This window comes from Candidatus Accumulibacter necessarius (assembly GCF_036625085.1).
In genome coordinates this window covers 63485-87731 of sequence record NZ_JAZKUM010000001.1, presented here as the reverse complement: position 1 = coordinate 87731, position 24247 = coordinate 63485, and the positions used below count along the sequence as shown (strand labels likewise).

Here is a 24247-nt window from a genome sequence, read left to right as displayed (position 1 = left end):
CCTGCGATGTTGCCGCTCCCTGGCAGTTCGGCACGCCCACCTTCGAACCGGGCGTGCGGTCTGCCGTGGCACGCTTAGCGGCGACGGCGGAACGGGACGCCAGCGAGGGCCAGACCGAGCAGAGCGAGGGTCCCCGGCTCGGGAATCTCCGCTTTCAGCGCGACGCCGTCGTTGATGCATTCCTCCAGGAAATGCGCGGTGAACTGGCCGCGAGGCAAGGCCGAGAGGTCGACCGAGAAGCCGAAGAGCTCCGAACCAACGGTGCCAAAGTGAGCGAAGTCAAGGCCCAGGCTGCCAAGCGCATTCTTGTCCAGCAAGGCGATTTCCGACAGCTTGGTGCCCTGCGTGATATTTGCATACATCGGTCCGTTGCCTTGGGAGTCGATGCTGAGGTAGTCGATGACTTCAGCGGTCGTCTGCAGGTCTCCCATGGCGTTCGGCTTCCCCCAGCCGGAATCGTAGTATTGCTTGAGTGAGGCGTAGCCACTGTTGACACCGGAAAGGCTGGCCACTTGCAGGTTCGAGAACAGTCCAAGGGTACCGTTCGGAGGGGCTCCTGTGTTGTTGAGCGAGTCGTTGACGCTGGAGAAGCGAATGGCGAATACGCCTGCTTGGGAGAACGCCGGTTGGTTGTCGAGATCCTGGCCCGAGAAGTTCAGGAACAGGTCGCCATGGGCAACGCTGCCATTCCTCGCACCGGAAACGCCGATGCCGGTCAACGGCATGTTGCCGTTGATGGCGAAGTAGCCGGTCATACCACTCTGGCGAAAAGCGAGGCCGTATTGTTCATATTGCCCACCAGCCGCAGGCGAACCATCACTGAACGAGTCGATGGCGTAGTTCCAGCCGTTGTAAAGGGTGCCCGCGTTGGCGTTCGACGTACCGATTGCCAGAGCGACAAGGCAGCCCAACAGGGTTGATCCGAAACGTCTGCCAACGGGGGTACGGAAGGGTGGGTTCGAGGAACCACCGGTCTTGCGAAGGGTTGTTTTCATGGTAAGATTGTTCCGCTAGTCAGTTGTAAGGGTGGTTGCAAGGTCGAGTATCCAGGCTGCACAGGTGAGGCAATGACCGCGAATCATTGCCGTGCCAACTGGTCGCGCGACGTGCATCTGCTTCTGGAGCCGGGCCGGGTGGCAAAAGGCTCTTTGAACCGTTGAAGGCGAATCGAGAAACCTGACTTGACTTCAGGCCGCAGTGTCTCTCGGCGAGCCGGCTGGGCGTTATGAACTACGTCACGGGGTCCGCAATCTTTCCGCAAGCTGGCAGGTTTGGCAGTAGCTGAGGGACTGACGGATCCCGTGTCGTTTCTGGACGACAACAAGCCGGCACTCGCCGTCCATGGTGGTCGGGCAACGGGCTACTGGTTGCCGCTCCGAGGGCGAAACTGACCATGCCTCGTCGTTTGCCGCGCCGGCAGCGAAAGGCTTCTTGACGAGGCTGAACGCGAGGAAGATATTTCTGCCGAGGAACTCTTCGCACGGCTCCGTCTTGAGAATGGTCGGGCTCCCTCCATCACAGTTCGAAGCACTGATGGAGTCTCGGTACCAACCTTGTACGGCTGGGAGCAAGGTCGCAAGCCAACTCAAGAAGCCGCTCGCACTCTTGTCGCCACCGCCAGCACAAACTCCGAAGACCCTGCCGGCGGTCACTGAAGACCAGTTTTTTCAAAATCCCCATGGATAACCAGCGAACAAGCAACAAACCTCGCTTCTTTGAGCAACTCTCCTCGCTCCTGATGCGCGAGCCGGAGGATCGCGAGCAACTGATGCAACTGCTGCATTCAGCACACCAGCGCAAGCTCGTCGATGCCGACGCCCTGGGCATCATCGAAGGTGCCCTGGCGGCATCGGAGATGAGCGTCCGTGACGTCATGGTGCCGCGGCCGCTGATGGAGGTGGTCGACATCAACGATTCGCTGGCGGAGGTCATCGCCCGCGTCAACACCACCGCCCATTCGCGTTTTCCGGTCATCAACGGCAGCTCGGACAATGTGCTCGGCATCATGCTCGCCAAGGACCTGCTGCGGGTCGGGCGCGACGAGGCCTTCGCCCTGAGTGACTGGGTTCGACCGGTGGTGTTCATCCCGGAGTTCAAGCGCCTGGATGTCCTGCTGCGCGAGTTTCGTGTCTCGCGCAATCACATGGCGATCGTCATCGATGAATACGCCGGCATTGCCGGCCTGATCACCATCGAGGATGTGCTCGAACAGATCGTTGGCGAAATCGAGGACGAGTACGATTTTGACGAAGCCGACGACAACATCCAGCGCGATCCGAATGGTCGCTATCGCGTCAAGGCGCATACCGAGGTAGCGGACTTCAACAACGCATTTGGCACCCACTTCAGCGACGAGAAATGCAATACGGTCGGTGGCCTGATCCTCAACCATCTTGGCCGCGTACCACAGGTCAACGAAACGATCGTCATTGAAGGAACGGGTTTCCTGGTCTTGCGCGCTGACAGCCGCCGCATCTACACCCTGGTCGTCGCCGATGCACCGGCGACGGGCGATCCTGCATAAGACCCTGCGCTGGCGCTGCCTCGGTGCGCTGTTGTTCGGCGCCGCAGGCGTCGCCGGCTTCGCGCCGCTTGGCTGGTTTCCGCTCAACTGGCTGAGCCTCGGCGGACTCTTCGCGCTGCTCGTCGCAGAGGCCGACGGCGATCGGCGGCCGTGGCACGGGGCGCTGATTGGCGCGAGCCATGCGTTCGGCCTGTTCCTCACCGGCGTTTCCTGGATTTATGTCAGCCTGAGCGTCTTTGGCGGCATGCCGGCAGCGGTGGCCGGCCTGGCGACGCTCCTCTTCTGCGCCGTGCTCGCACTCTTCGCGGCGCTCGCCGGGGCGCTGTTCGTTCGCCTTGCTGCTGCCGACTGGCTGCGGCGCACGCTGCTCTTCGCTGCCCTCTGGGTGCTAGCCGAGTGCCTGCGCGCCTGGGCTTTCACCGGCTTTCCCTGGCTGTCCGCCGGCTACTCGCAGACACCACCGAGTCCCCTCGCCGGCTATGCGCCGCTGCTCGGCGTCCATGGTGTGTCGTTGTTTTCCGCGCTGCTCGGAGGACTGATTTTCGAGGTTGGCAGGCGCTGGCTGTCAACCGAAGCCTGCGGCGCCGGCGGCTGGCGGCGCTGGTGTCCGGTCCTGCCGCTGCTTGCCATCGCCGCAATCCTGGTCACCGGCGACCGCCTGCGCGAACTGCGCTGGACGGAGGCGCACGGCGAACCGCTGTCAGTCGCGCTGCTGCAGGGTAACGTGGCGCAGGAGATGAAATGGCGGCCCGAGCGCTTTGCCGATTCGCTGCGCACCTATTACCAGTTGGCGCTGGAAAATCCGGCGCAGCTGACGGTCATGCCCGAAACCGCCCTGCCCGCTTTCCTTGACCAGATTCCGGAGGAGTATCTCGACGCCTTGCAACAACTGGCGCTGCGCCGTCAGGGTGACCTGCTGCTCGGGGTTCCGGTCGCCGATGGCAGGCAGTACTTTAATGCGGCGGTCAGCCTGGGTGCCTCGGGCCGCCAGCGCTACGACAAAGTGCATCTGGTGCCTTTCGGCGAGTTTGTACCACCGGGCTTTGCCTGGTTCATGGCGATGGCCCACATCCCGATGTCCGACTTCACCGCCGGCTCGCCCATACAGGCGCCGCTGCGCCTCGCCGGCCAGCGCGTCGGCGTGAACATCTGCTATGAAGACGCCTTTGGCGATGAAATCATCGCTTCCCTGCCGGCTGCGACGCTACTGGTGAACGTTTCCAACGTCGCCTGGTTCGGCGACTCGCTGGCACCGGCGCAGCACTTGCAGATTGCCCAGATGCGCGCCCTCGAGACCGGCCGCATGATGCTGCGCGCCACCAATACCGGCATGACTGCCATCGTCGACGTCGATGGCCGCGTGCTGTCGGTATTGCCGCCCTTCACCCGCGGCGCGCTGGTCAGCGAAGTGCGCGGCCATTCCGGCTCAACCCCTTATGTCCGTTGGGGTAACTGGCCGCTCATCGCTCTCGCTCTGCTGCTGATTCCCCTGGCGAAGCGCCGCCCGGCGGCAGCGCGAACGGCGTGAGCCGCCGACGAGTGGTTCGATGACCGCAACGACTCCTTGACCCGCTGTCAGTAACGACGGAAACTGGCTAGCGTCCATTTGCCGTCTGGAATACGACTTCATAAGAAAACAGCTGAGAGGAGACGACCCCATGTACAAGACACTGACCGTTGCTGTGACTCTATCGTTGACCGCCGCCTGCGCCCTCGCCGAACCACTCGCGGCAAAGCCCGTCGGTACCGAGAGCAAGGAGTACAGGTGGAACGTGCAGGACAATCCCGAGAAGATCAAGGCCCTCAGGCTCGAGGGTAATGCCGGGGCGGGAGAGGCGGACTACAAGGCTTACTGTGAGACCTGCCACCTGCCGCAGGGCGTCGGCAATCCACATGGCGCCATTCCGCAGTTGGCAGGCCAGCACCCGACGGTAATCATCAAGCAGCTGGCCGATATTCGATCGGGATTGCGTGACAACCCGACGATGTATCCGTCTGCCCGGAAACTGGCGGATGCGCAGGCACTGGCAAACGTCGCCGCGTATATTGCAACGCTCTGCGTGCCGCGTGATTCGGGCAAGTATGAGGGGCCCGATGCGGCCAAACTGATGGCCTACGGCAAGGTGCTGTACGAGAAGGACTGTGTTCAATGCCACCAGCCGAACGGAGACGGCAACAGGGAAAAATTCTACCCGGTCGTCGCCGGTCAGCATTACCAGTACTTGCTGCGCCAGATGATCGACATCCGTGATGGAAAGCGCCGCAACAGCCACCCGGACATGACCAGGGTCATCGCGAAGTACGACGATGCTCAGCTGGTCGCCATCGCCGCCTATCAGGCGATGCTGATCACACAGCAGCGCCAATGGTCCACCCAGCCACGATTCTGCAAGGCATCCTGAACGGTCTGAACGCGGCCAGATCTTCTCCGTCAAGCGGCGCTGCCCAGATCCCGTCCCGCCGGGGCATACGGATCTGGTCCGTCTCGGCCCACCGCAGTCTGCCGCGGCCTGCGGGTAAGTGCTTGACCCGGCGGTGGGCACCGACGATACTGCCTTGGCATGCTGTTTCGATGCCCGTTCTTAAAAAGTCAGGAGGAGACAATCATGAAGAAAATGGCACTGACCGTTGCTGTCTCAATCGCACTACTCCCCGCCCTCGCGGTGGCCCAGCCGCCGGCTGAAAAAAAGGCGACTATCGAAGTCAGGGACTACCCAGGCAACACGTCGGCCAGCGAAAGGGACGAGGCGCTCAAGCTGAAGGGCAATGTCAAGGCAGGTCAGGCAGCTTACCAGGAGTACTGCGAAGCCTGCCACCTGCCAACCGGCGGCGGCAATCCCGATGGCAGCATCCCGCAGTTGGCGGGCCAGCACAGCACCGTCGTCATCAAGCAACTGGCCGACATTCGCTCCGGGCGGCGCTACAACCCGACGATGTACCCGTTCGCCAGAAAGCTGGCCAACCCGCAGGCGCTGGCGAACGTCGCGGCGTACATTCAAACCCTCTGCATCCCGCTTGGTTCCGGCAGGTATGCCGGTCCTGATGCGGCCGAGATGCTGGCGGGGGGCAAGCTGCTCTACGAGAAGCAATGCAGTCAATGCCACCAGCCGAACGGCGAGGGTGCCAAGGACCAGTTCTACCCGGTGCTCGCTGGCCAGCACTATGGCTATCTGCTGCGCCAGATGACTGATATCAGGGACGGCAAGCGCGCCAACGCCCACCCGGAGATGGTGCAGGCGGCCAAGAACTACAACTATGACCAGTTGCTCGCCATCTCCGCCTATCAGGCAAGCCTGACTACCCCGAAGTCGATGCTGATGACCCCGGGATCGATGTGCAAGACGGGCGCCGGCAAGAAACTCTGAGCCTGCCGGCCGGGTCCCCGCCCTTGATGGTACTGGAAACGGCGGGCCGGCTTCCGCGAAGCCTACCGGAGGTGATTTCTCAACTGGCTGCGAGTTGCCCAACGGGGATGGTCTGAAGCAGGTTCTTGTGGGGCGAGAAACCAAGTAAAATCCTGGCTTCTCGTCCTGTCCGACAATCTCCCATGCCTACGTTTCAGGAAGTCATACTGCGTCTCCAGGAGTTCTGGGACAAACAGGGTTGCGCGCTGCTGCAGCCTTACGACATCGAAGTCGGTGCCGGCACCTTTCACACGGCGACTTTCCTGCGCGCGATCGGCCCTGAACCCTGGAATGCCGCCTACGTGCAACCGTCACGCCGGCCGAAGGACGGACGCTACGGCGAAAACCCAAACCGCCTGCAGCATTATTACCAGTACCAGGTGGTCCTGAAACCGTCGCCGGCCAACATCCAGGATCTCTATCTCGACTCGCTGCGCGCACTCGGGATCGATACCAGCCAGCACGACATCCGCTTTGTCGAGGATGACTGGGAGAGCCCGACGCTCGGCGCCTGGGGACTCGGCTGGGAAGTCTGGCTCGACGGCATGGAGGTGACGCAATTCACCTACTTCCAGGAAGTCGGCTCGCTGCCCTGCAAACCGGTACTCGGCGAGATCACCTACGGCATCGAACGACTGGCGATGTATCTGCAAGGGGTGGAGAACGTTTTCGACCTGGTCTGGGCCGAGGGACCGGGCTACCGGGTAACCTATGGTGACGTCTATCACCAGAATGAAGTCGAGCAATCGAAGTACAACTTCGAACATTCCAATGTCGACCTACTGTTCCGCCATTTCGGCGAACATGAATCGGAAGCCCGGCGCCTGATCGCCGCTGGCCTCGCGCTGCCGGGGTACGAGATGGTGATGAAGTGCTCGCACACCTTCAATCTGCTCGATGCGCGCGGCGCCATTTCGGTGACCGAGCGGGCCGCCTACATCGGCCGGGTGCGTGCCCTGGCGCGCGAAGTCGCCCAGGCCTACCACGATTCCCGCCAGGCACTCGGTTTTCCGATGTGCAAGGTGGGCGCAGCCAAGGGGGGGCACTGAGATGAACGATACCGTCCTGATCGAACTGCGCAGTGAAGAGTTGCCACCGAAATCGCTCAATCTGCTCTCCGAAGCCTTCGCCGACGGCGTTTTTTCCGCCCTCAGAGCGCAGGAGTTCATTGCTTCGGACAGCGTGTGCACGCCCTACGCCACGCCTCGGCGGCTCGCGCTGACGATCACCGGGGTTGCCGACCGGCAGCCCGACCGCGTGCTGGAAAAGAAGGGCCCGGCGGTTGCCGGTGCGCTCGACGCAGCCGGCAACCCGACCAAAGCCCTCGAGGGCTTCATGCGCGCTGCCGGCGTGACTTTCGCACAACTGCACCAGGTGGCTGACGGCAAGGGCGAGTACTTCGTTGCCCGACGCGAAAAGAAGGGCGAGGAGCTCTCTGCGCACCTGCCCGAGATCGTCGCGCAGGCGCTGCGCAAGCTGCCGATTCCAAAAGTCATGCGCTGGGGCGACTCCGAGCACCAGTTCGTGCGCCCGGTGCATGGCCTGATCCTCCTGCACGGCGACCGTGTTGTTGCCGGCGAGGTGCTCGGGCTGCCGAGCGGCCGGACGACCATGGGTCACCGCTTCCTGTCGGCCGGCGAGATCGCCATCGGCCACCCGGACGAGTATGTTGCCCGGCTGGCTGCGGGCAAGGTCATCGCCTCGTTTGCCGAGCGGCGGGCGTCGATCGCGGCGCAACTCGACGCGGCTGCCAGGAAACTCCACGCCAGCCTGAACCCTGCCGCGGGACTGCTCGACGAAGTGACCGCGCTGGTCGAATGGCCGGCGGTTTATGTCGGCGAGTTCGAGCACGAGTACCTCGAGGTGCCGCAGGAGTGCCTGATCCTGACCATGCAGCAGAACCAGAAATACTTCCCGCTGCTCGACCAGAGCGGGAAACTGCTGAACAAGTTCCTGATCGTCTCCAACATGCAGGTCGACGACCCGGCGAATATCATCCGGGGCAACGAGCGCGTGGTGCGTCCACGGCTTTCGGACGCGCGCTTCTTCTACGACCAGGATCGCAAGAGCGGCTTTGCCAACCGGGTCGTTCGCCTCGGCGCGGTGGTCTATCACCACAAGCTCGGCTCGCTGGGCGACCGCGCCCAGCGTCTGGGCCGCATCGCGCACCACGTCGCGGGAAAACTCGGCGCCGAAGCGCACCTCGCCGAGCGCGCGGCGCTGTTCTCGAAAATCGACCTGCTGACCGACATGGTGGGCGAATTCCCCGAGTTGCAGGGCATCATGGGCCGCTACTACCTGCTGCATGAAGGCGGCCTGCCGGTGGTCGCCGACGCCATTCAACAGCACTACCAGCCGCGCTTCGCCGGCGACGCACTGCCCGCAGGCAACATTGCCTGTGCCGCCGCGCTGGCCGACAAGCTCGACGCGCTGGTCGGCTTCTTCGGCATCGGCCAGCTGCCAACTGGCGACAAGGATCCGTTCGGCCTGCGGCGCGCCGCGCTCGGTGTCCTGCGCATCCTGATGGAAACGCCGCTGCCGCTCGATCTCGGCGAACTGATCGCCGACGCAAAAAATGCGCTGCTGATGCAGGGAATTCTGCTCGAAGCGGTCGATGAGCCTCTGCTGGGCTTCATGCTGGACCGCCTGCGCGGCATGCTGAAGGATGCTGGCCATTCGATCGACGTGATCGAGGCCGTCCTGGCACAGCGGCCAACCCGCATCGACCTGGTTCCCGCTCGACTGGCAGCGGTCAGCGAGTTCCAGAAGCTGCCCGAAGCCCTCGCACTGGCAGCGGCCAACAAGCGTATCGGTAACATCCTGAAGAAGGCGCCGGAGGACCTGCCCGAACCCGACATCGCCCTGCTCGAGGAAGAAGCAGAGAAAGCCCTCTTCCAGCGTGTCGTCCTGATGGCGCCGCTGGTCAGGTCACACGTCGCCAACGAGGACTACACCGATGCCCTCAAGGTGCTCGCCTCGGTGCGCAGCGAGGTCGACCGCTTCTTCGAAGAGGTGATGGTCAACGTCGATGAACCGCTGCTGCGCGGCAACCGCCTGGGCCTCCTGCAAGCGCTTTACGTCCAGCTCAACGCGGTCGCCGACATTTCGAAGCTGGCCGTATGAAACTCGTCATTCTCGACCGCGACGGCGTCATCAACTACGACTCCAAGCAGTTCATCAAGTCGCCGGCGGAATGGCGACCGATCCCGGGCAGTCTCGAGGCCATCGCCAGGCTCAACCAGGCCGGTTATCGGGTGGTCGTGGCGACCAACCAGTCCGGCATTGGTCGCGGCCTGTTCGATATGGATACGCTGAATGCCATCCACGACAAGATGCACCGCGCCGTGCTGGCGGCAGGAGGACGCATCGACGCCATCTTCTACTGCCCGCACGCGGTCGACGCCGGCTGCCATTGTCGCAAACCACAAACCGGCATGTTCGAACGCATTGCCAACTGCTTCAACATCGATCTGCCGGGCACGCCGGCGGTGGGCGATTCACTGCGCGACCTGCAGGCCGCCGCCGCGGTCGGGGCAAAGCCGCTGCTGGTGATGACCGGCAAGGGTGTGCTGACGCAGACCGAAGGCGGCCTGCCGGAAGGCACACTGATCTTCGCTGACCTCGCGGCAGCAGCCGACCATATCGTGCTCGCGTGATGGCCGCTTTGCGCACGGCTTCCTTCATGCTGTTGGTTGGGCTGTGGACGATCCCTTTTGGCGTCCTCGTCACCCTGGCGATCATCTTTCCGATGCCCACGCGTTACCGAATCATCGCGCTCTGGCGAAGCGGTTTCATGGCCCTCTGCCACTACGTGCTCGGCATCCGCTACCGTGTCCTGGGACGCGAGAACATGCCGGCAGCCCCGGCGGTCGTCATGGCCAAGCATCAGTCGGCATGGGAGACGGTCGCGCTGCAGGAAGTTTTCCCGCCGCTGGTCTTTGTCCTCAAGAAGGAACTGCTGCGTGTGCCCTTCTTCGGCTGGGGCCTGGCGGCGATGAAGATGATCTCGATCGACCGGGCGGCCGCCAAGGATGCGCTGAAGCAGGTCTTCGACCAGGGGCGCGAGCGCCTGTCTGCCGGCTACTGGGTGGTGATCTTCCCCGAAGGAACCCGCGTCGCTCCCGGCGAGACCGCCCGCTACAAACCCGGTGGCGCCCACCTTGCCGTGCGCAGTGGCGCCAGGGTCGTGCCGGTGGCGCACAACGCCGGCGAATTCTGGCGCAAGGATCGCTTCACCATCGCCCCCGGCCTGATCACCGTCAGTATCGGACCACCGATCGATCCGGCCGGCAAGACCGCGGCGAAGATCAATACCCTGGCCGCGGCCTGGATCGAGACCGAGATGCGCCGCCTGTCGCCCCATCTCTACCCGGCCGCTGCCGATGCCGTGCCTGCCTGAGGCGCTGCTTCCGGGCGAACAGCCGCTGACGGCTGGCGAAACCACGCGCACCATCGAACTCGGCGAGCGCACCGTCTCCTATGTGTTGCGTCGGGCGAGACGGCGGACCATTGGGCTGACCATCGATCATCGCGGCCTGCGCGTCGGCGCGCCGCCGCGCGCCACACTGCGCGAGGTCGAGTCGCTGATCCGGCAACACGGCGAGTGGGTCGGCAGGAAGCTCGACGAGTGGCGCACTCGCCGTCAGCCGGAGCCACTGCGAATCGCCGATGGCGTCCAGTTGCCGATGCTCGGCCGGCCGCTGACGATCCGTCTCGCCCTCGGCGGTAATCGCTGCGTCTGGAACCTGCAGGCTTCCGGGCAGACGCTGACCCTCTGCCTGCGTTCGCCGGCCGAAGCACCCAGGCTGCTCGAAAAGGCATTGCGAGAAAGCGCCCGCAGCTTGTTCATCGAGCGTCTTGCCGAGCACGCACCACCACTCGGCGTTGATCTGCCGCGTCTCTCGCTGTCGGCTGCCCGCACCCGTTGGGGTAGTTGCAGCCTACGCAGCGGCATTCGCCTGAACTGGCGGCTGATCCACTTTCCGCTGCCAGTGATCGACTATGTCGTGGTCCATGAACTGGCGCATCTGCATGAAATGAACCATAGCCCACGCTTCTGGGCAATCGTCGCAGACGCTTGCCCAGATTGGCAAGCGTTGCGGGCCGAGCTGCGGCAGCGAAGCAGAACACTGCCAAACCTGATGTAAGAGGCATCTGCGGACTGCGTCGACTGGCGTGAAGTGGCCGAATCGATTGGTACGCAAGCGTTTCAGGGTGATGCTGTGCTTGGGCTGACCACACGCTCAGGGCCAATCGGTTCATTGCTGCTTCATGGCGCTCGGCACGATCGGTGGGCCACAGCGCCGTTCAAGGCTCGTTTGCGGATCTACTACAGCGAACGCACAGCATGGAACATGCCGGGGTCGTCAGGGTCCCTGTGCAATGCGAAGCCGAGTTGGTGGGCGAACTTGATCATGTTGTTGTTGGCGGCAAGGATGAAGGCTTCCATCTTCTGCATGCCGCGCGCCCTGGCCGCGTCGATCAATTCCAGCATCAGGATGCCGGCGACGCCGCTGCCCTGCCATTCATCGTCTATGGCAATGGCGAACTCGCATTCGTCGCCACTCGGGCCGGCGATATAGCGCGCCACGCCGATCTCGACGTCCTGCCCGTCGCGCTGGATGATGGCCACCAGCGCCAGGTGCCGTACGTAGTCGATCTCGGTCAGGTACTTCAACTTGCCGGGTGGCAGTTCCTTCAGTGTGGACATGAAGCGCTTGTAGCGCGAGTCGGCGGAAAGATGCTGCACGAACTCCTGTTCCAGCGGCTTGTCTTCGGCGCGGATCGGGCGGATGGTGACCGGGCTGCCGTCGAAAAGGGTACGCTCGCGGACAAGTTCGGCTGGATAGTCGGCCACGATTCACTCCTCCGGGGCGGCTGGTATCTTCTCGGCCAGGTAGTTGACGATGCCATCCAGGGTCACAACCTTGCCGTAGTCGGTTTCGGGGATATTCACCCCCAGTTTCTCGTGGATGGTCGCCAGCACGTTGAGCCAGTCCATGGAATCGAGGTCGATCTGGGTGCGCAGGGGTTTATCGGGGACGATCCGCGCCGGATCGATTTCCGGGGCCAACCGCCTGACGATGGCGAGAACTTCCGTGCGGATTTGTTCGTGCTTCTGAGTCATATTTCCTCCCCTTGCGCCAGCGTCGAACGGTCGCCTTCGGGCAGTCCGAGTTCCCTTGCCTTGAGGAGCCGGCGCATGATTTTTCCACTACGAGTATGTGGCAGTGCCGGCACGAATGCAATTTCCTTCGGTGCCACGGCTGCGCCGAGACGCCGACGCGCGTGGGCCATTAACGCGAGGCGAAGGCCTTCGCTTGGTTCGATGTCGCGCTTGAGCACGATAAAGGCCTTTATCACTTCGCCGGCCAGCTCATCGGGTTTGCCGATGACGCCTACCTCGGCAACCGTCGGGTGCTCCATCAACACGCTCTCCACCTCGAACGAGCCGATCAGATGGCCGGATGACTTGATCACGTCGTCGCTGCGGCCGACGAACCAGTAGTAGCCATCGGTATCACGCCGCACCAGATCGCCGGTGAGATAGAGATTGCCGGCAAAGCACTCGCGGTAGCGCGCCGGCTGGTCGAGATAGCCGCGAAACATCGACGGCCAGCCGATTTCCAGCGCCAGTTCGCCGATCGTATCGGGCGCCTCGATCACCGTGACAGGTTCGCCCTCCTGGTGGCGGACGACATGGGCGGCAATGCCCGGCAGGGGGCGACCCATCGAGCCGGGCTTGATGTCCTGGGTGGCGGTGTTGCCAATCATGATGCCGCCGGTTTCGCTCTGCCACCAATTGTCGTGGATCGGTCGCCCAAGGACATCCTGCCCCCACCACACCGCTTCCGGGTTGAGCGCCTCGCCCACGCTGGCAATGAAGCGCAAGCCGGGAAAACGGTGCCCGGCAAACAGTTCGGGGCCGGCCTTCATCAGCAGCCGGATCGCCGTCGGCGCGGTGTACCAGACATTGATCCGCTCGCTTTCGAGAATGTGGACCCAGCGCAGTGGGTCGAAGTCTGCCTCATCGACGATGCAGGTGGCGCCGATGACCAGAGGCGCGACGATGCCGTACGAGGTGCCGGTCACCCAGCCCGGATCGGCCGTGCACCAGAACACGTCATCCGGATGCAGGTCGAGGGCGATCCGCGCCGTGGCGTAATGCGTCAGGACGGCGCCGTGGACGTGGATGGCCCCCTTCGGCAGGCCGGTCGTGCCGCTGGTGAAATGCAGCAGGGCCGGGTCTTCGGGGCCCGTTGGCACCAGCGCCGGAGTTTCCGGGGCGGCGCGCAGCAGGGCATGCAGGTCCAGGGTGTCCATAATGAAGCCGGCGCCGAGATCGTCGATCAGCAGGACATGCCGGAGGGAGGGGAGTTCGGCGCGCAGTGCGGCAACTTTGCGTTGATAGGCGCTGGCCGTCGTCACCAGCACTTTGCCGGCCGCCTGGGCGATGCGGCTGCGGATCGGCTCGGGACCGAAGGACTGAAAAAGCGGCGAGACCACGGCGCCGATCTTGAGCGCACCGAGTACCGCGACGTAAAGCTCGCAGATGCGGCCGCACAGCACGAACACGCGGTCCCCTTTCTGCACGTCCAGCGATTTGAGGGTGTTCCCGAAGCGGTCAGTCAGGCCGGCGAGTTCGCGATAGCTGACGTTGCGGGTGCTGCCATCCTCCCCCAGAAACCGGAAGGCAGTTTTCTCGGCACGGGCGGAACGGGCATGGCGGTCGACAGCCAGATGGGCAATATTGATGGTGCCATCGGAGGATCCGCCGAGCTCGCGGCCGATCAGTGCCCATGAAAACGTGGCGCCATTTGCTGTCGAGGGCGAATCAACCGGCGACTTGCGAATCAGCGGTGGTCTCATCGGTGCATCCATCACGGAAACCAGGCCATGGTATTCTCATTCGGGGCTGCATGTTCCGCGTTCGTGCGTCTCAAGCGCGCCTCGAATGGGGGCAGGCTTCGACAGTCTTGCATCGAGACTGCCAGCGCCAGTTGCGCCGCGCGTCGACCGCTACGGACAGTGCCTTCATGCGCTGCCGCTAATCCGCCCAGCTGTAGTCGCCGGCAAGAATGACTCGCGGGTCAGTCGTCCGGCAATCGGGGGGGTAGTCCGTGGCAATCGGTTCGTAGGTGTGGTCCGTGGCGGCAGGCGGCCACAGGGCGCCGACATGTTGCGGCGCGCTGGCGATGATGGCGGCGGCGAAGGTTTCACCGTCGATAGCGAAGCCGTTTTCAGCTTTTTTGATCTGGCTGACGCGAGTGCTCAGGTGGATTTTGGCGCCGTAGGCCTGCAGCCACTGTCCGGCCGGTTCCGGCAGCAGTTGGCCGAGATCGACCCGGAGCAGCAGCCGGTCGGCAACCTCGCAGATGACGCGGTCGTCAATATCCAATTCCTCGGGCAGGCGCCCAACTCCGCCTCAATAGCCTACCGTTCCGACGAGGCGCATGGCGTGGATAGTGCAAGCATGGAGGTCGGTCGCCCGCAGCCTCTTCCGTCACGCCGGCGCTGCCGTAGCACACGCCAGCGCACAGCAGCCCGGCTTGAGACAGTCACCGTACTGCATCTGTACTTCCGCTTGGGGTCGGTGGCAGCCAGTGGCCGAAATAATCTGAACCACTATAAAGAGGACTTCCCACATTCCGCAGGTGGCGTAAGCCAACCGGCATCGATGTGCCAAGATTGAGTTTCTATCCATCAATCTGAAACGCAGAAAGGGGAAGTCCAAATGAATGTTACGACAGTAGGAATTGACTTGGCAAAGTCCGTTTTTGCCATTTGCGAGGGAGATAGCCGTGGTCATGCTGGCCGCTCATCGTTGCTGAAAGGTGGCGCGTTTCTGAAGTGGCTGGGTACCTTGCCAGCGGGCACGATCGTGGCGATGGAAGCCTGTAGTTCTGCGCACAGTTGGGGGCGTACGATGCAGGCATTGGGTCTCGAACCCCCGCTTATTGCCGCCGAGTTCGTGCGACCGTACCGAAAGAACAAACGCGTCAAGAACGATACGCGTGATGCTGAAGCCGTTCTCACGGCATTGCATGCGCCAGGAATGCGCTTTGTCACCATCAAGACCGAGGAACAACAGCAACGCTTGGCCTGGCATCGCCTGCGCGAAGGGTGGAAGGCGGAGAGAACCGCGTTATTCAACCGCATTCGTGGATTGCTCACGGAGTTTGGCCTCGTCGTGGAACTCGGCGCCACCAAGATCCGGCGCAAATTGGCGGAATTGGAAAGTGACAGTGCCTATCCGCAGAGCATCCAGTTGATGGCGCAAAGCGTCCGTGAGCAAGTCGGCGTACTGGACAAACGTCTTGGAGAATGCGAACGACAAATTGCTCAGCAAAGCAAGAGTGACCCGGCCGTAATTCGCCTGCGCAGTCGCCCTGGGATTGGGCCGCTCACAGCCGATGCGATTATCGCCACGGTGGGTGATGCGCGTCAGTTCAAGAATGGTCGTCAGTTTGCCGCCAGTCTGGGGATTACGCCGCGCCAACACGGGAGCGGCGGCAAGACGCATTTGGGAGCCATCACCCGGCGCGGCGATTCGTATTTGCGCAGTCTTCTTGTTCAGGGTGCGCGCTGTGTTCTGCAAGCCGCGCTTCGTCTGCACAAGAACAAGCCGGATACGCTGAATCGACTTCAGTTGTGGATGGTCAAGCTCAATGACCGGGCTGGCTATCACAAGGCGGCTGTTGCCATCGCGAACAAGCATGCGCGGCAGGTATGGGCCATGATCACCCACGGCGAGGCGTACAACGCTGATGCCTATAAAGACTGGGAAGCGGCCCACGCGACGGTTTGTCCGGGTGATAGACAGAAGGCCTGTGATGACGACTTACCCACCGTCGCGCTCGCCGCCGCCAGCGTATGAGGCGCGCTTTGGCGAGCGCGCCCGTGGATAAGTCTGCGGTGGCGCCGCAAGTCACCGATCGAAAAACCAAAACCTACTGAAAGAAACGGAGCGCGAACGACTGCATAAGTGCAGTGCAAGACACCACAGGTCAGACCCGCCGGTGGAGAGCCTGAAAAGCAGCCTGAGCCGACCATTTACGGGCAAGGATTGATCCTCCGATCCCGGGTCGTGACGATGAACGACTGAGGCCCACCGGAGCGGTTTATTGCATGGCCCAGCGCATGCGTGCGCTGAACGGCCGGTTAGAGGGATGACAGTCTGCTCTGTTCCTGTCCAGCACAACACTACTGCCAGCAATGCGCGATCCGGAAGCGGAATGAGAACAACCATGTACATCAATACATCTTGATCAACGACGAACTGGCCTGACGGCCGGTCTTAAAACCGCGGGGTTGACAGGAAGTCCCTTAGAGGCTGCTTCCAGTCTGATCCGGCGGCCGTTGATGCTCGGACTCGGCGGTTTCCCGTCGAGCTGGCCGCTCCAGGGCCACAAGCGGCCGCTGAGTTTTCGTGGTTTGCTGTCCGCAACCGACCGATAGGCGACCACAGGCGACGAGCAAAGCAGACTTCCATTTCGAAACTGTCGACTTGGCGGGAAGCTTACGGCGCTATTTGGACGCAATGATTCCCGGTGGTGGCCAAGTGCCTTCGCCGAGCGGGAAGATCGACGGTGGCGTTTCCGTCGGCCAATACAGCCGCATGACGACGAACATGGGGCCGTTCGGTGACGGCAGCCAATTCGATTCCTTTGCCTTGCCGGGCGAATCCTTCTGGATGTACAGCGTGAGCGACCCGTCCTTGTTCTTCTTCATTCCTGGAAGCATCGGTGAGTTGATCAGATAGCGGCCGATCGCGTTCTTGACCAACAACTGACTTGTGCCGTCGTACATCGTGATCGACCAGAACGCATTCACGGGCGGCAGCTTGCCCGGCGCAAAAGTGAGCGTATAAGTGTGCTTGCTGCTGTCGAGCGGTTCCCCGGCGGCGTCCACCCGAGTCATGGGATACGTCGCCTCGACGGCGTCGAGGCCGTAAATCCCGGCGCGGGCACCGACCGCGCGCAGCAACCAGTTGCCATCGAAGTAGGACCGGTCCCCTTGGGCCGAACCGACATTCCAGCCGTTGATGTTCTTGCCGAAGTTAGCCACAGCGTGGTCTACTTTCGCGTCGCCATCCTTCATTCCCTGCAGCACGGCAGCCTTGTGCTCTGGAGAAAGGTCCTTGAAATCGAACGTTCTGCCGGGACCGACGCCGATGCTGGCGAGCTTGGCGCGAATCTCATTCTCTTCCGGGCCGGGAGGCCCGAACGCCAGCACGAAATTGAGATAGTCGAAGAAGTTGGCCTTCAGCATCGCATCGTCGATCTTCGGAAAATCGATCGCGGGTGCAGCCGCCGGCGGCGGCTGCTTGAGGAACGCAGACAGTGGCTGCGCCTTGTAGCCGGCCTGGACCTTGGCCACGCCGGGGAGATCGGCCGGGCTGAAGAGCTGGGTCCGGAAGATGACGATTGACTGCTGTGTTGAAGAACGGAATACCTTCTTGATTCCCGCCGGGGTTTCGCCTTTCCAGTCGGGGCCCACAATCAGAAAATCGCCGGCTTCCGGACCTGTCGTTCGCGTACCGATGAAGCCGTAATTGAACGTATTGCCGTCGCACAGGTGCAAGGAGTAATAACGCGATTTCGGCACTGCCGGGACGGACACCACCATAGGTTCGGCGCGCAAATCCACCCAGAGAAGACAATAGGGCGTGTCGCTGTTGGGAGTGACGACGGCCGTGTTCTCGTGCGTGAAAACGTTGGCCTCGCAGTGGATCTGGTTGAACGGCGCCTTGAACTGTCCGGAGTCGCGGTTCACCGCGAACGCGTTCATCACAGCATAGTTCATCACCAGCGGTAATCCGTAGATGAAACCCTCCTCGGCGATTGCCTTGGTTTGCTCGATGGTGGGTGCGGCAACACTCTTCACGACGTCTTTCGTGACTTCCTTCTTTTCGACCTGAACGACGGGCTCATCCTTCTTGCCGCAACCTGCAATCAAAGTGGCGGTGACGGCGCACAAAGCGAGCGTGTGGAGGAATGGCCTCGATATTGATTTCATCTTGGGTGTCTCCTGGGCGTGAGCAATTTTCGGCGACCGGGTCGAGCGTGCCGCCGAAAACATAACAGAATCGCGCCCGGTTCGCCAGCGCGATTCGTCCAGATCAACCCCTTCGGCGTGCGCATCGCGGAGCCTCCACGGCCTGGCTTCGGTGTCCGCCCCCGGAAAATTTGAATGACCGGAGAGGGTCGAAAGAACGAGTTCGCCGGAAGGGAAAGCGGTCGTAGGACGCGATCCCCAGTTGTACGGGGGGTTATCGACGTATTGCCGCCGGCGTCTGACCACTGGCCCACGGTCGGCTGTGGCCGACGACTTGTCGGTGATCAGTCGTCATGAACGGCGGCTCCACTCAGTCACCGGCCATAGAACCTCTGACACAGCGTATGGCAGCTGAAGGTCGGTTGCTGCCAGTTGCCAGGAAAACCCGAACGACTGCTGTCAATCTGATCCGGTCGTTCGGGCTCAACTCCAGCAGCTGGTCGTCTGGCGGGCCGCTCCAGAGCATAAGCGGCTACCGAGTTTTCGTTGTTTTCTGTCGGCAACCGACCCATAGCCGACTGCCGGCGCCGAGGAAAGCAGACGTTCAACGTGGCGGTCACTCGCGGTGCGCGGCTATCCAGACTGCCTAAGGCGGATAGCAGTAACGGCAAGGTAAGACATTTAATTCGGCCCCTTTAGCTCTTTATGGTGTAGCTCTTGTCCCCAGAGAAGAAAGATATACAATTTAAGCCTGTATATCTTCAATCGAAGGAAACATCATGCAAATTGCCAAATGGGGAAACAGCCTGGCTGTCCGGCTGCCAGCAGCGGTGATCGAAGCCTTGCAGCTCAAAGCCGGAGACGACATCGAAATCCATGTTGTGGGTGAGCGGCAACTCGACGTGCAGCGCGCTACGCCACCGCGCGAGTTGCTGGCGCGCCTGCGGCAATATCGCGGGCGCCTGCCCGCCGGTTTCAAATTCGACCGGCTCGAAGCGCATGAGCGTTCCTGAGCATTTTTTCGACACCAACATCCTGCTCTATCTTCTTTCGGGTGATGATGCCAAGGCCGACGCGGCGGAGGCGTTGATTGGTGAGGGGGGGCACCTCAGCGTGCAGGTACTCAACGAGTTCGCCTCGGTTGCCACGCGCAAGCTGGACATGACCCACGCCGAAGTACGCGACGTCCTGGCGCCCATCCGTGCGATTTGTCAGGTTCATGCGCTGACCGAGGTCACGCATGAACTGGGCGTGCACCTCGCGGAGCGCTATCGCCTGTCCATCTACGACGGCATGATCGCCGCCGCCGCACTGGACGCCGGCTGCACGACGCTGTTTTCCGAGGACATGCAGGATGGTCTGCTCATCGAGCGGTCGCTGCGGATTCGGAATCCGTTTCGCGTGACTTGAGGTCCGACGCATCATGGCGGCATAGGCGCGGCGCATCAGCTGGCCTTCCAGCCGTTACGCTGCTCGTCAATACGGCGTGCAATTTCTTCTGCATCGATCCTGGGTAAATTGCGCAACGGCGGTAAGCAATCGCCGCAGGCGCTTGCCCAGATTGGCAGGCGTTGCGGGCCGAGTTGCGGCAGCGAAGCAGAACACTGCCAAACCTGACGTAAGAGGCATCTACGGACTGCGCGGACTGGCTTGAAGTGGCCGAATCCATTGTGATACGCAAGGGTTTCAGGGTGATGTTGTGCTTGGGCTGACCACGCGCTCAGGGCCAATCGGTTCAATCCTGCTGACTCGGCGGTTCCGCGCAGGGCTCCATCCATTTGCGGGGTCGCGGGTACGGTACGTGCTTGTAAGGCAGATCATTCAACTTCACAGGAACCGGGTATGCAATCTCCGATACAAGCTTATCTGGATGGTCTTCATGCGCGAGTCGCTGAAATGCAGGGCGGCGAGTTGGCCAACTACATCCCTGAACTGACCAAGGCAGACCCTTCCTGGTTCAGCATTTGCCTCGTCACGATGGACGGTGCGGTCTATTCGACGGGTGACTCAGCGCAGAAATTCACTATCCAGTCGATCTCCAAGCCGTTCGTCTATGCCACGGCACTGGCCGACCGCGGCGTCAAATTCGTCGCCGGCAAAGTTGGCGTCGAGCCGAGCGGCGACGCTTTCAACTCCATCAGCCTTGATCCCAAAACTGGTGCGCCGCTCAATCCGATGATCAATGCTGGTGCAATCGCTACGGCCAGCCTTGTCGCAGGCGCGACACCCGCAGCACAATGGCAAAGGATCGTCGATTCGATCGGCACCTTCATTGGGCGGGATCTGGATATCGACGAAGATGTCTATCGTTCGGAAAGCGACACAGGTTTCCGCAACCGTGCGATTGCCTGGATGCTCAAGAATTTCGGCATCATCGACGGCGAGCCAATGGCTTCGCTCGAGAATTACTTCCGGCAGTGTTCGATCCTTGTGGACTGCCGGGATCTCGCCTTCATGGCCGCGACGCTGGCGAATGGCGGCGTCCATCCGCTCACCGGCCGCCGCGCCTTGCCCCTGGAGCACGTCGAGCGCGTGCTGAGCGTGATGGCCACTTGCGGCATGTACGACTTTGCCGGCAGTTGGGTCTACGAGGTAGGCATGCCGGCCAAGAGCGGGGTCGGCGGCGGCATCATTGCAGTCCTTCCCGGGCGCTTCGGCATCGGCGTCTTCTCCCCGCGCCTGGACCCGAAAGGGAACAGCGTGCGTGGCATCGAGGTTTGCCGGCATCTCTCGCGAGACTTCGGCCTGCATGTCTTCAGCCGGGCCGGCGATCCCAGTATGGCGCTTGGCCGGATCTATACGGCTGACCAGGCACCCTCGAAGCGCCAACCATCGCCGACGATGCGCAGCTACCTGAACGACAATGCGCACCGGATCAAGTACCTTTGCCTGCACGGCTTTCTTGCCGTCGACGGCATCGAGTATGTCATCCGCCGGATGATCGAGATGGCAGCGGACAGTTCCAGCTTCATTCTTGACATGCATCAGGTGGACGGGCTCTCGGAAAGCGCAGCCCGCTTGCTCAACGATGCCCGCCTGCGCTTTGCTGGCGAGAACATAGCCGTCGTCTTTTCCAGAATTCACCGGCGCCACGCGATCAAGCATTTCCTGAGCACGACATCACCGAAGAATGATCGTGGATACCTGAGCTTCGAAGATAACGACCTGGCGGTCGAGTGGTGTGAGAACCATCTTCTGGGCGATTTGGCCATGCCGACGCGCGACCCGATTTCGCTCGCCGACTGCCCACTCCTGCGTGGCTTGCCGCCCGAACTGCTGGCGCAGGTCGAAAAGGCAGCCACCGTGCAGCACTATCGCCAGGACGAATCGATACTGACTACCGGCCAGGCCGGTGACGGCCGTGTCTTTTTCATTGCAGATGGACACGTGAGCATTCTCGTCCCGCTGAAGAACGGGGCCCATCAGCGCATCACCACGCTCGGCCCGGGCATGAGTTTCGGCGAGATGGCCCTGCTCGGACAAACGACGAGAAGCGCGACTGTCGTTGCCGACGGCGAGGTCAGTTGCTGGGTACTGGAAGCCGACGACATCGACCGCCTGGCGCGAGAGGCTCCAACGCTCAGGATCGTCCTGCTCGAAAACATTTCCCGCGACATGGCCGAAAGCCTGCGGCGGGCGACCCAATGGATTGCAGCCCTGGCCTGACTGTCCCGAAGCATATGCCAGCCGGTATCGTCAATTTCGACGAGATGATTGAAACGAAAGGGAAGCAGTGAATGGCCAGTATCCCGATTTCAGTCCTTGGTGTAGCCCTGCTGTTGGCAGTTGTCGTGGCGATGGAGCCTGTCGCCCGCCGCCTGGCCTTGCCGCTGTCCCTTGTGCTGGTGATCTTCGGCGCGGCCGCGGGCTTCGCCATGGATTTCTCGAGCCATCCTCTGGGCGCTTCGTTGTCGCTGTCCAGCGAAGCCTTTCTCTACCTGTTTCTACCCATACTGCTGTTTGAAACTGCAATCGAGATCGATGTCCGTCGCCTGCTCGAGGATGTCGTGCCGATTTTCCTCCTGGCCGTCGTCGCCGTGATGGCATCAACGCTGGTCATCGGCTTCGGGCTTGCCAACTTCTCGTCGTATTCCCTGGTTGCCTGCCTGCTACTGGCAGCGATCGTTTCGACTACCGATCCCGTGGCCGTGGTGGCCTTGTTCAAGGACATCAGCGTTCCGCACCGGCTAACCCTTCTGGTCGAGGGCGAGAGCCTCTTCAACGACGCAGCCGCCATCGCGCTGTTCTCGGTACTGATGACCATGCTGACCGTCGGCTCGGGCGATGCAAGCGATGCCATCTTTGCATTCCTGCGCGGCTTCTCCGGGGGCTTTCTCGTCGGATTCAGTCTGTCCATCCTGGCCACTCAGCTTCTTCAATTTCTTCCCGGCAAGCGCATGGCGGAGGTCACGGTGACGGTCGTTGTCGCCTATCTTGCCTTCGCCATCGGCGAATACGGCTTCCATTTTTCCGGTGTCGTCGCCGTGGTCGTCGCTGCGCTCGTCTTTGCCTATGACGGGAGAACCCGGGTCTCGCCGAAGACCTGGAGTTTCCTGGTCGAAACCTGGAAACAGCTGGGTTATTGGGCGAGCGGGTTGATCTTCCTGCTCGCCGCCCTGCGTATTCCCGGCCTGTTGGCCGATGTCGGCATGGCGGATATTTTTTTGCTCGCCGTACTCCTGCTTTGCGCCCTGGCTGCCCGCGGACTCGTTCTGTACTTCCTCATGCCAATGATGAGTGCCGTGGGCCTCGCCCAGAAGGTGAATTCCGACCTGCGTCTGGTCATCCTGTGGGGGGGGCTGCGGGGTGCCATTTCTCTTGCCCTGGCCCTCGCCGTCGTCGAGCACCCTGCGGTGCCCGCAGACGTCAAGCATCTGGTGGCCACCCTTGTCACCGCGTTCGTACTGATCACTCTCTTCGTCAATGGCCTCACCCTTCGGCCGCTGATCCGGATTCTCGGCATCGACCGCCTCGAGCCGATTGACCGATTCCTCCGCGGCCGCGCGATTGCGCATAGTCTCGGGATGGTCAAGGACCGGCTCGTGGTCGCCGCCGACCGATACCATATCGAACCCGCAGCCCGCGAACGCCTGGCCGAACAATACTCGGTGCGCATGAATGAAGCGGAAACCGTGCTGCAGGCCGACCATGTGCCATCTCCGGGCGAGCGCCTGCGTTCAGCCTTGGTCACGACGGCGCAACGCGAGCAGTTGCTACACTTCCAGAACTATCACGAGCGCATCGTTTCGGGCCGGATCGTGCGTAACCTGGTGGCACGCGCGTACGATCTTGAAGACCGGGCGAAATCCGAGGGGCAGGCAGGGTATGAAGCTGCCGCACGTGAAGAATTGGGCTTCTCCCTACCCTTCCGGCTGTCCGCCGAACTGCAGCGGCGCTTCGGAAGCTCAACTCTCCTGGCAAGAGCCCTGGCCGACCGCCAGGAGTCCCTTCTCGTCGGCCGGGCCACCACCCATAGCCTGCTGCAATTCGCCGCGGAGCGCATTCCGGAAATGCTCGGCGCCCAGGCTGCCGACTCCTTGGCAATCGTGCTGCAGCGACGCCTGGAGGCCATCGAGAAGGCACTTGCCGCACTGCGCCTTCAATACGGCGAATTCGCCGAAGTCATGCAGGTGCGCTACCTCGAGCGTGCCGCACTGCGCATCGAAAACTCTGAATATCAGAGGCTTGTCGACGAGGCCGTAATCAGCCGTGAAGTCTTCAAGGATCTGCTGCGCGACCTCGACGTCCGCTGGCAGTCTGCCAATCAGCGTCCGCCTCTCGACCTCAAGCTGAGCCCCACGGAACTGCTGGTCAGGCTTCCTTTTTTTCACGGACTTGATGCAGCCTTCCTCGAGTCCATCGTCCCGCTCCTGAGGCCGCGTTTCATCGTGCCTGGCGAGACCATCATCCGCAAGGGCGAAAAAGGCCGGGAGATGTTTTTCCTGGCATCGGGTGCCGTCGAGGTCAAGCTTGCCAGCGGACCGAGAAGGCTCGGCTCGGGTGATTTCTTTGGCGAGCTCGCGTTGCTGACCCAGGCGCCCCGCGCTGCCGATGTGATCGCACTGGCATTCTGCGAAGTGCTGGTCATGACAGCAGGCGACTTTGCCAGCCTGCTTGCCCGAAACCCGGACCTGCAAGCTCAAGTCGCCGAAACGGCAACGGTCCGTCTGGGACGCAACTAGCGCCGAAGCAATTCGCGGTCGGTCTCCACCCCTAAAGACCGGTTCGCCATCGAGGTCCACTCCAACAGCGCCCCGCGCATTTCAACTTTATCGAAAAGGCCTGCGCCGGCAGCGCGCTGCCGTCATGGGCGGTCACTTCC

Annotated in this window: 19 protein-coding genes and 1 pseudogene; 14 read left to right on the top strand and 6 right to left on the bottom strand. The window is 62.1% G+C overall.

The annotated features are described in order from the left end of the window. Positions 1–74 precede the first annotated feature (74 nt). Positions 75–995: an XDD3 family exosortase-dependent surface protein gene (locus V5B44_RS00450; RefSeq protein ID WP_332357178.1), complete on the bottom strand. Its 921-nt coding sequence runs from the start codon at positions 993–995 to the stop codon at positions 75–77. A gap of 683 nt (positions 996–1678) precedes the next feature. On the opposite strand from V5B44_RS00450, the gene V5B44_RS00445 reads away from it, so the two are divergent. The 9 genes from V5B44_RS00445 (at position 1679) to V5B44_RS00405 (ending at position 11075) form a co-directional block, all read left to right on the top strand. After that, a complete protein-coding gene (locus V5B44_RS00445) occupies positions 1679–2524 on the top strand; it encodes an HlyC/CorC family transporter (RefSeq protein ID WP_332357177.1) in 846 nt (281 codons plus the stop codon). Next, complete coding sequence (gene lnt / locus V5B44_RS00440; RefSeq protein ID WP_332357176.1) at positions 2496–4052, top strand: apolipoprotein N-acyltransferase; 1557 nt, start codon at positions 2496–2498, stop codon at positions 4050–4052. The genes V5B44_RS00445 and lnt overlap by 29 nt, the downstream gene beginning before the upstream one ends. Before the next feature lie 130 nt (positions 4053–4182). Further along, entirely contained in the window at positions 4183–4926 is a 744-nt protein-coding gene (locus V5B44_RS00435; protein WP_332357175.1) for a c-type cytochrome, read from the top strand. Positions 4927–5130: 204 nt separating this feature from the next. Continuing rightward, entirely contained in the window at positions 5131–5889 is a 759-nt protein-coding gene (locus V5B44_RS00430; protein WP_332357174.1) for a c-type cytochrome, read from the top strand. Between the two features lie 182 nt (positions 5890–6071). Further along, a complete protein-coding gene (glyQ, locus tag V5B44_RS00425) occupies positions 6072–6977 on the top strand; it encodes a glycine--tRNA ligase subunit alpha (protein WP_332357173.1) in 906 nt (301 codons plus the stop codon). Position 6978: 1 nt separating this feature from the next. Then, on the top strand, positions 6979–9051 hold the full coding sequence (gene glyS, locus V5B44_RS00420) for a glycine--tRNA ligase subunit beta (RefSeq protein WP_332357172.1): 2073 nt from the start codon (positions 6979–6981) through the stop codon (positions 9049–9051). Beyond that, the gene (gmhB, locus tag V5B44_RS00415) at positions 9048–9584 is read left to right on the top strand and encodes a D-glycero-beta-D-manno-heptose 1,7-bisphosphate 7-phosphatase (RefSeq protein ID WP_332357171.1); all 537 of its coding nucleotides are present in this window, start codon (positions 9048–9050) and stop codon (positions 9582–9584) included. Before glyS ends, gmhB begins: the two co-directional genes overlap by 4 nt. Continuing rightward, the gene (locus V5B44_RS00410) at positions 9584–10327 is read left to right on the top strand and encodes a lysophospholipid acyltransferase family protein (RefSeq protein ID WP_332357170.1); all 744 of its coding nucleotides are present in this window, start codon (positions 9584–9586) and stop codon (positions 10325–10327) included. The genes gmhB and V5B44_RS00410 overlap by 1 nt, the downstream gene beginning before the upstream one ends. Beyond that, entirely contained in the window at positions 10311–11075 is a 765-nt protein-coding gene (locus tag V5B44_RS00405) for a M48 family metallopeptidase (RefSeq protein WP_332357169.1), read from the top strand. The genes V5B44_RS00410 and V5B44_RS00405 overlap by 17 nt, the downstream gene beginning before the upstream one ends. A gap of 182 nt (positions 11076–11257) precedes the next feature. Here V5B44_RS00405 and V5B44_RS00400 read toward each other — a convergent pair whose 3' ends face one another. From V5B44_RS00400 to V5B44_RS00385, 4 genes are all read right to left on the bottom strand, one after another. Further along, positions 11258–11785 carry a GNAT family N-acetyltransferase gene (locus tag V5B44_RS00400; protein WP_332357168.1) on the bottom strand — a complete coding sequence of 176 codons (528 nt, stop codon included), beginning with the start codon at positions 11783–11785 and terminating at the stop codon, positions 11258–11260. Positions 11786–11788: 3 nt separating this feature from the next. Further along, positions 11789–12055: an acyl carrier protein gene (locus V5B44_RS00395; RefSeq protein ID WP_332357167.1), complete on the bottom strand. Its 267-nt coding sequence runs from the start codon at positions 12053–12055 to the stop codon at positions 11789–11791. Then, positions 12052–13797: an acetate--CoA ligase gene (gene acsA / locus V5B44_RS00390; protein ID WP_332357166.1), complete on the bottom strand. Its 1746-nt coding sequence runs from the start codon at positions 13795–13797 to the stop codon at positions 12052–12054. Before acsA ends, V5B44_RS00395 begins: the two co-directional genes overlap by 4 nt. A gap of 178 nt (positions 13798–13975) precedes the next feature. Beyond that, positions 13976–14326 (bottom strand): hypothetical protein, encoded by a 351-nt coding sequence (locus V5B44_RS00385; protein WP_332357165.1) that lies wholly within the window; start codon positions 14324–14326, stop codon positions 13976–13978. Between the two features lie 336 nt (positions 14327–14662). Between V5B44_RS00385 and V5B44_RS00380 the strand changes: the two are divergent. Further along, a pseudogene (locus V5B44_RS00380) lies at positions 14663–15703 on the top strand (IS110 family transposase); the annotation flags it as partial. A 752-nt stretch (positions 15704–16455) separates the two neighbouring features. Here the strand turns inward: V5B44_RS00380 and V5B44_RS00375 are convergent. Beyond that, on the bottom strand, positions 16456–17946 hold the full coding sequence (locus V5B44_RS00375) for a DUF1254 domain-containing protein (RefSeq protein WP_332357164.1): 1491 nt from the start codon (positions 17944–17946) through the stop codon (positions 16456–16458). Positions 17947–18704: 758 nt separating this feature from the next. Here V5B44_RS00375 and V5B44_RS00370 point away from each other — a divergent pair. The 4 genes from V5B44_RS00370 to V5B44_RS00355 all read left to right on the top strand — a co-directional run bounded on the left by V5B44_RS00370 (position 18705) and on the right by V5B44_RS00355 (position 24107). Continuing rightward, positions 18705–18938 carry an AbrB/MazE/SpoVT family DNA-binding domain-containing protein gene (locus V5B44_RS00370; RefSeq protein WP_332357163.1) on the top strand — a complete coding sequence of 78 codons (234 nt, stop codon included), beginning with the start codon at positions 18705–18707 and terminating at the stop codon, positions 18936–18938. Continuing rightward, the gene (locus V5B44_RS00365) at positions 18925–19335 is read left to right on the top strand and encodes a PIN domain-containing protein (RefSeq protein WP_332357162.1); all 411 of its coding nucleotides are present in this window, start codon (positions 18925–18927) and stop codon (positions 19333–19335) included. The genes V5B44_RS00370 and V5B44_RS00365 overlap by 14 nt, the downstream gene beginning before the upstream one ends. Positions 19336–19767: 432 nt before the next feature. Continuing rightward, complete coding sequence (gene glsA / locus V5B44_RS00360) at positions 19768–21591, top strand: glutaminase A (RefSeq protein ID WP_332357161.1); 1824 nt, start codon at positions 19768–19770, stop codon at positions 21589–21591. 71 nt (positions 21592–21662) lie between these two features. Continuing rightward, on the top strand, positions 21663–24107 hold the full coding sequence (locus V5B44_RS00355) for a cation:proton antiporter (protein ID WP_332357160.1): 2445 nt from the start codon (positions 21663–21665) through the stop codon (positions 24105–24107). The last annotated feature ends 140 nt before the right edge of the window (positions 24108–24247 follow it).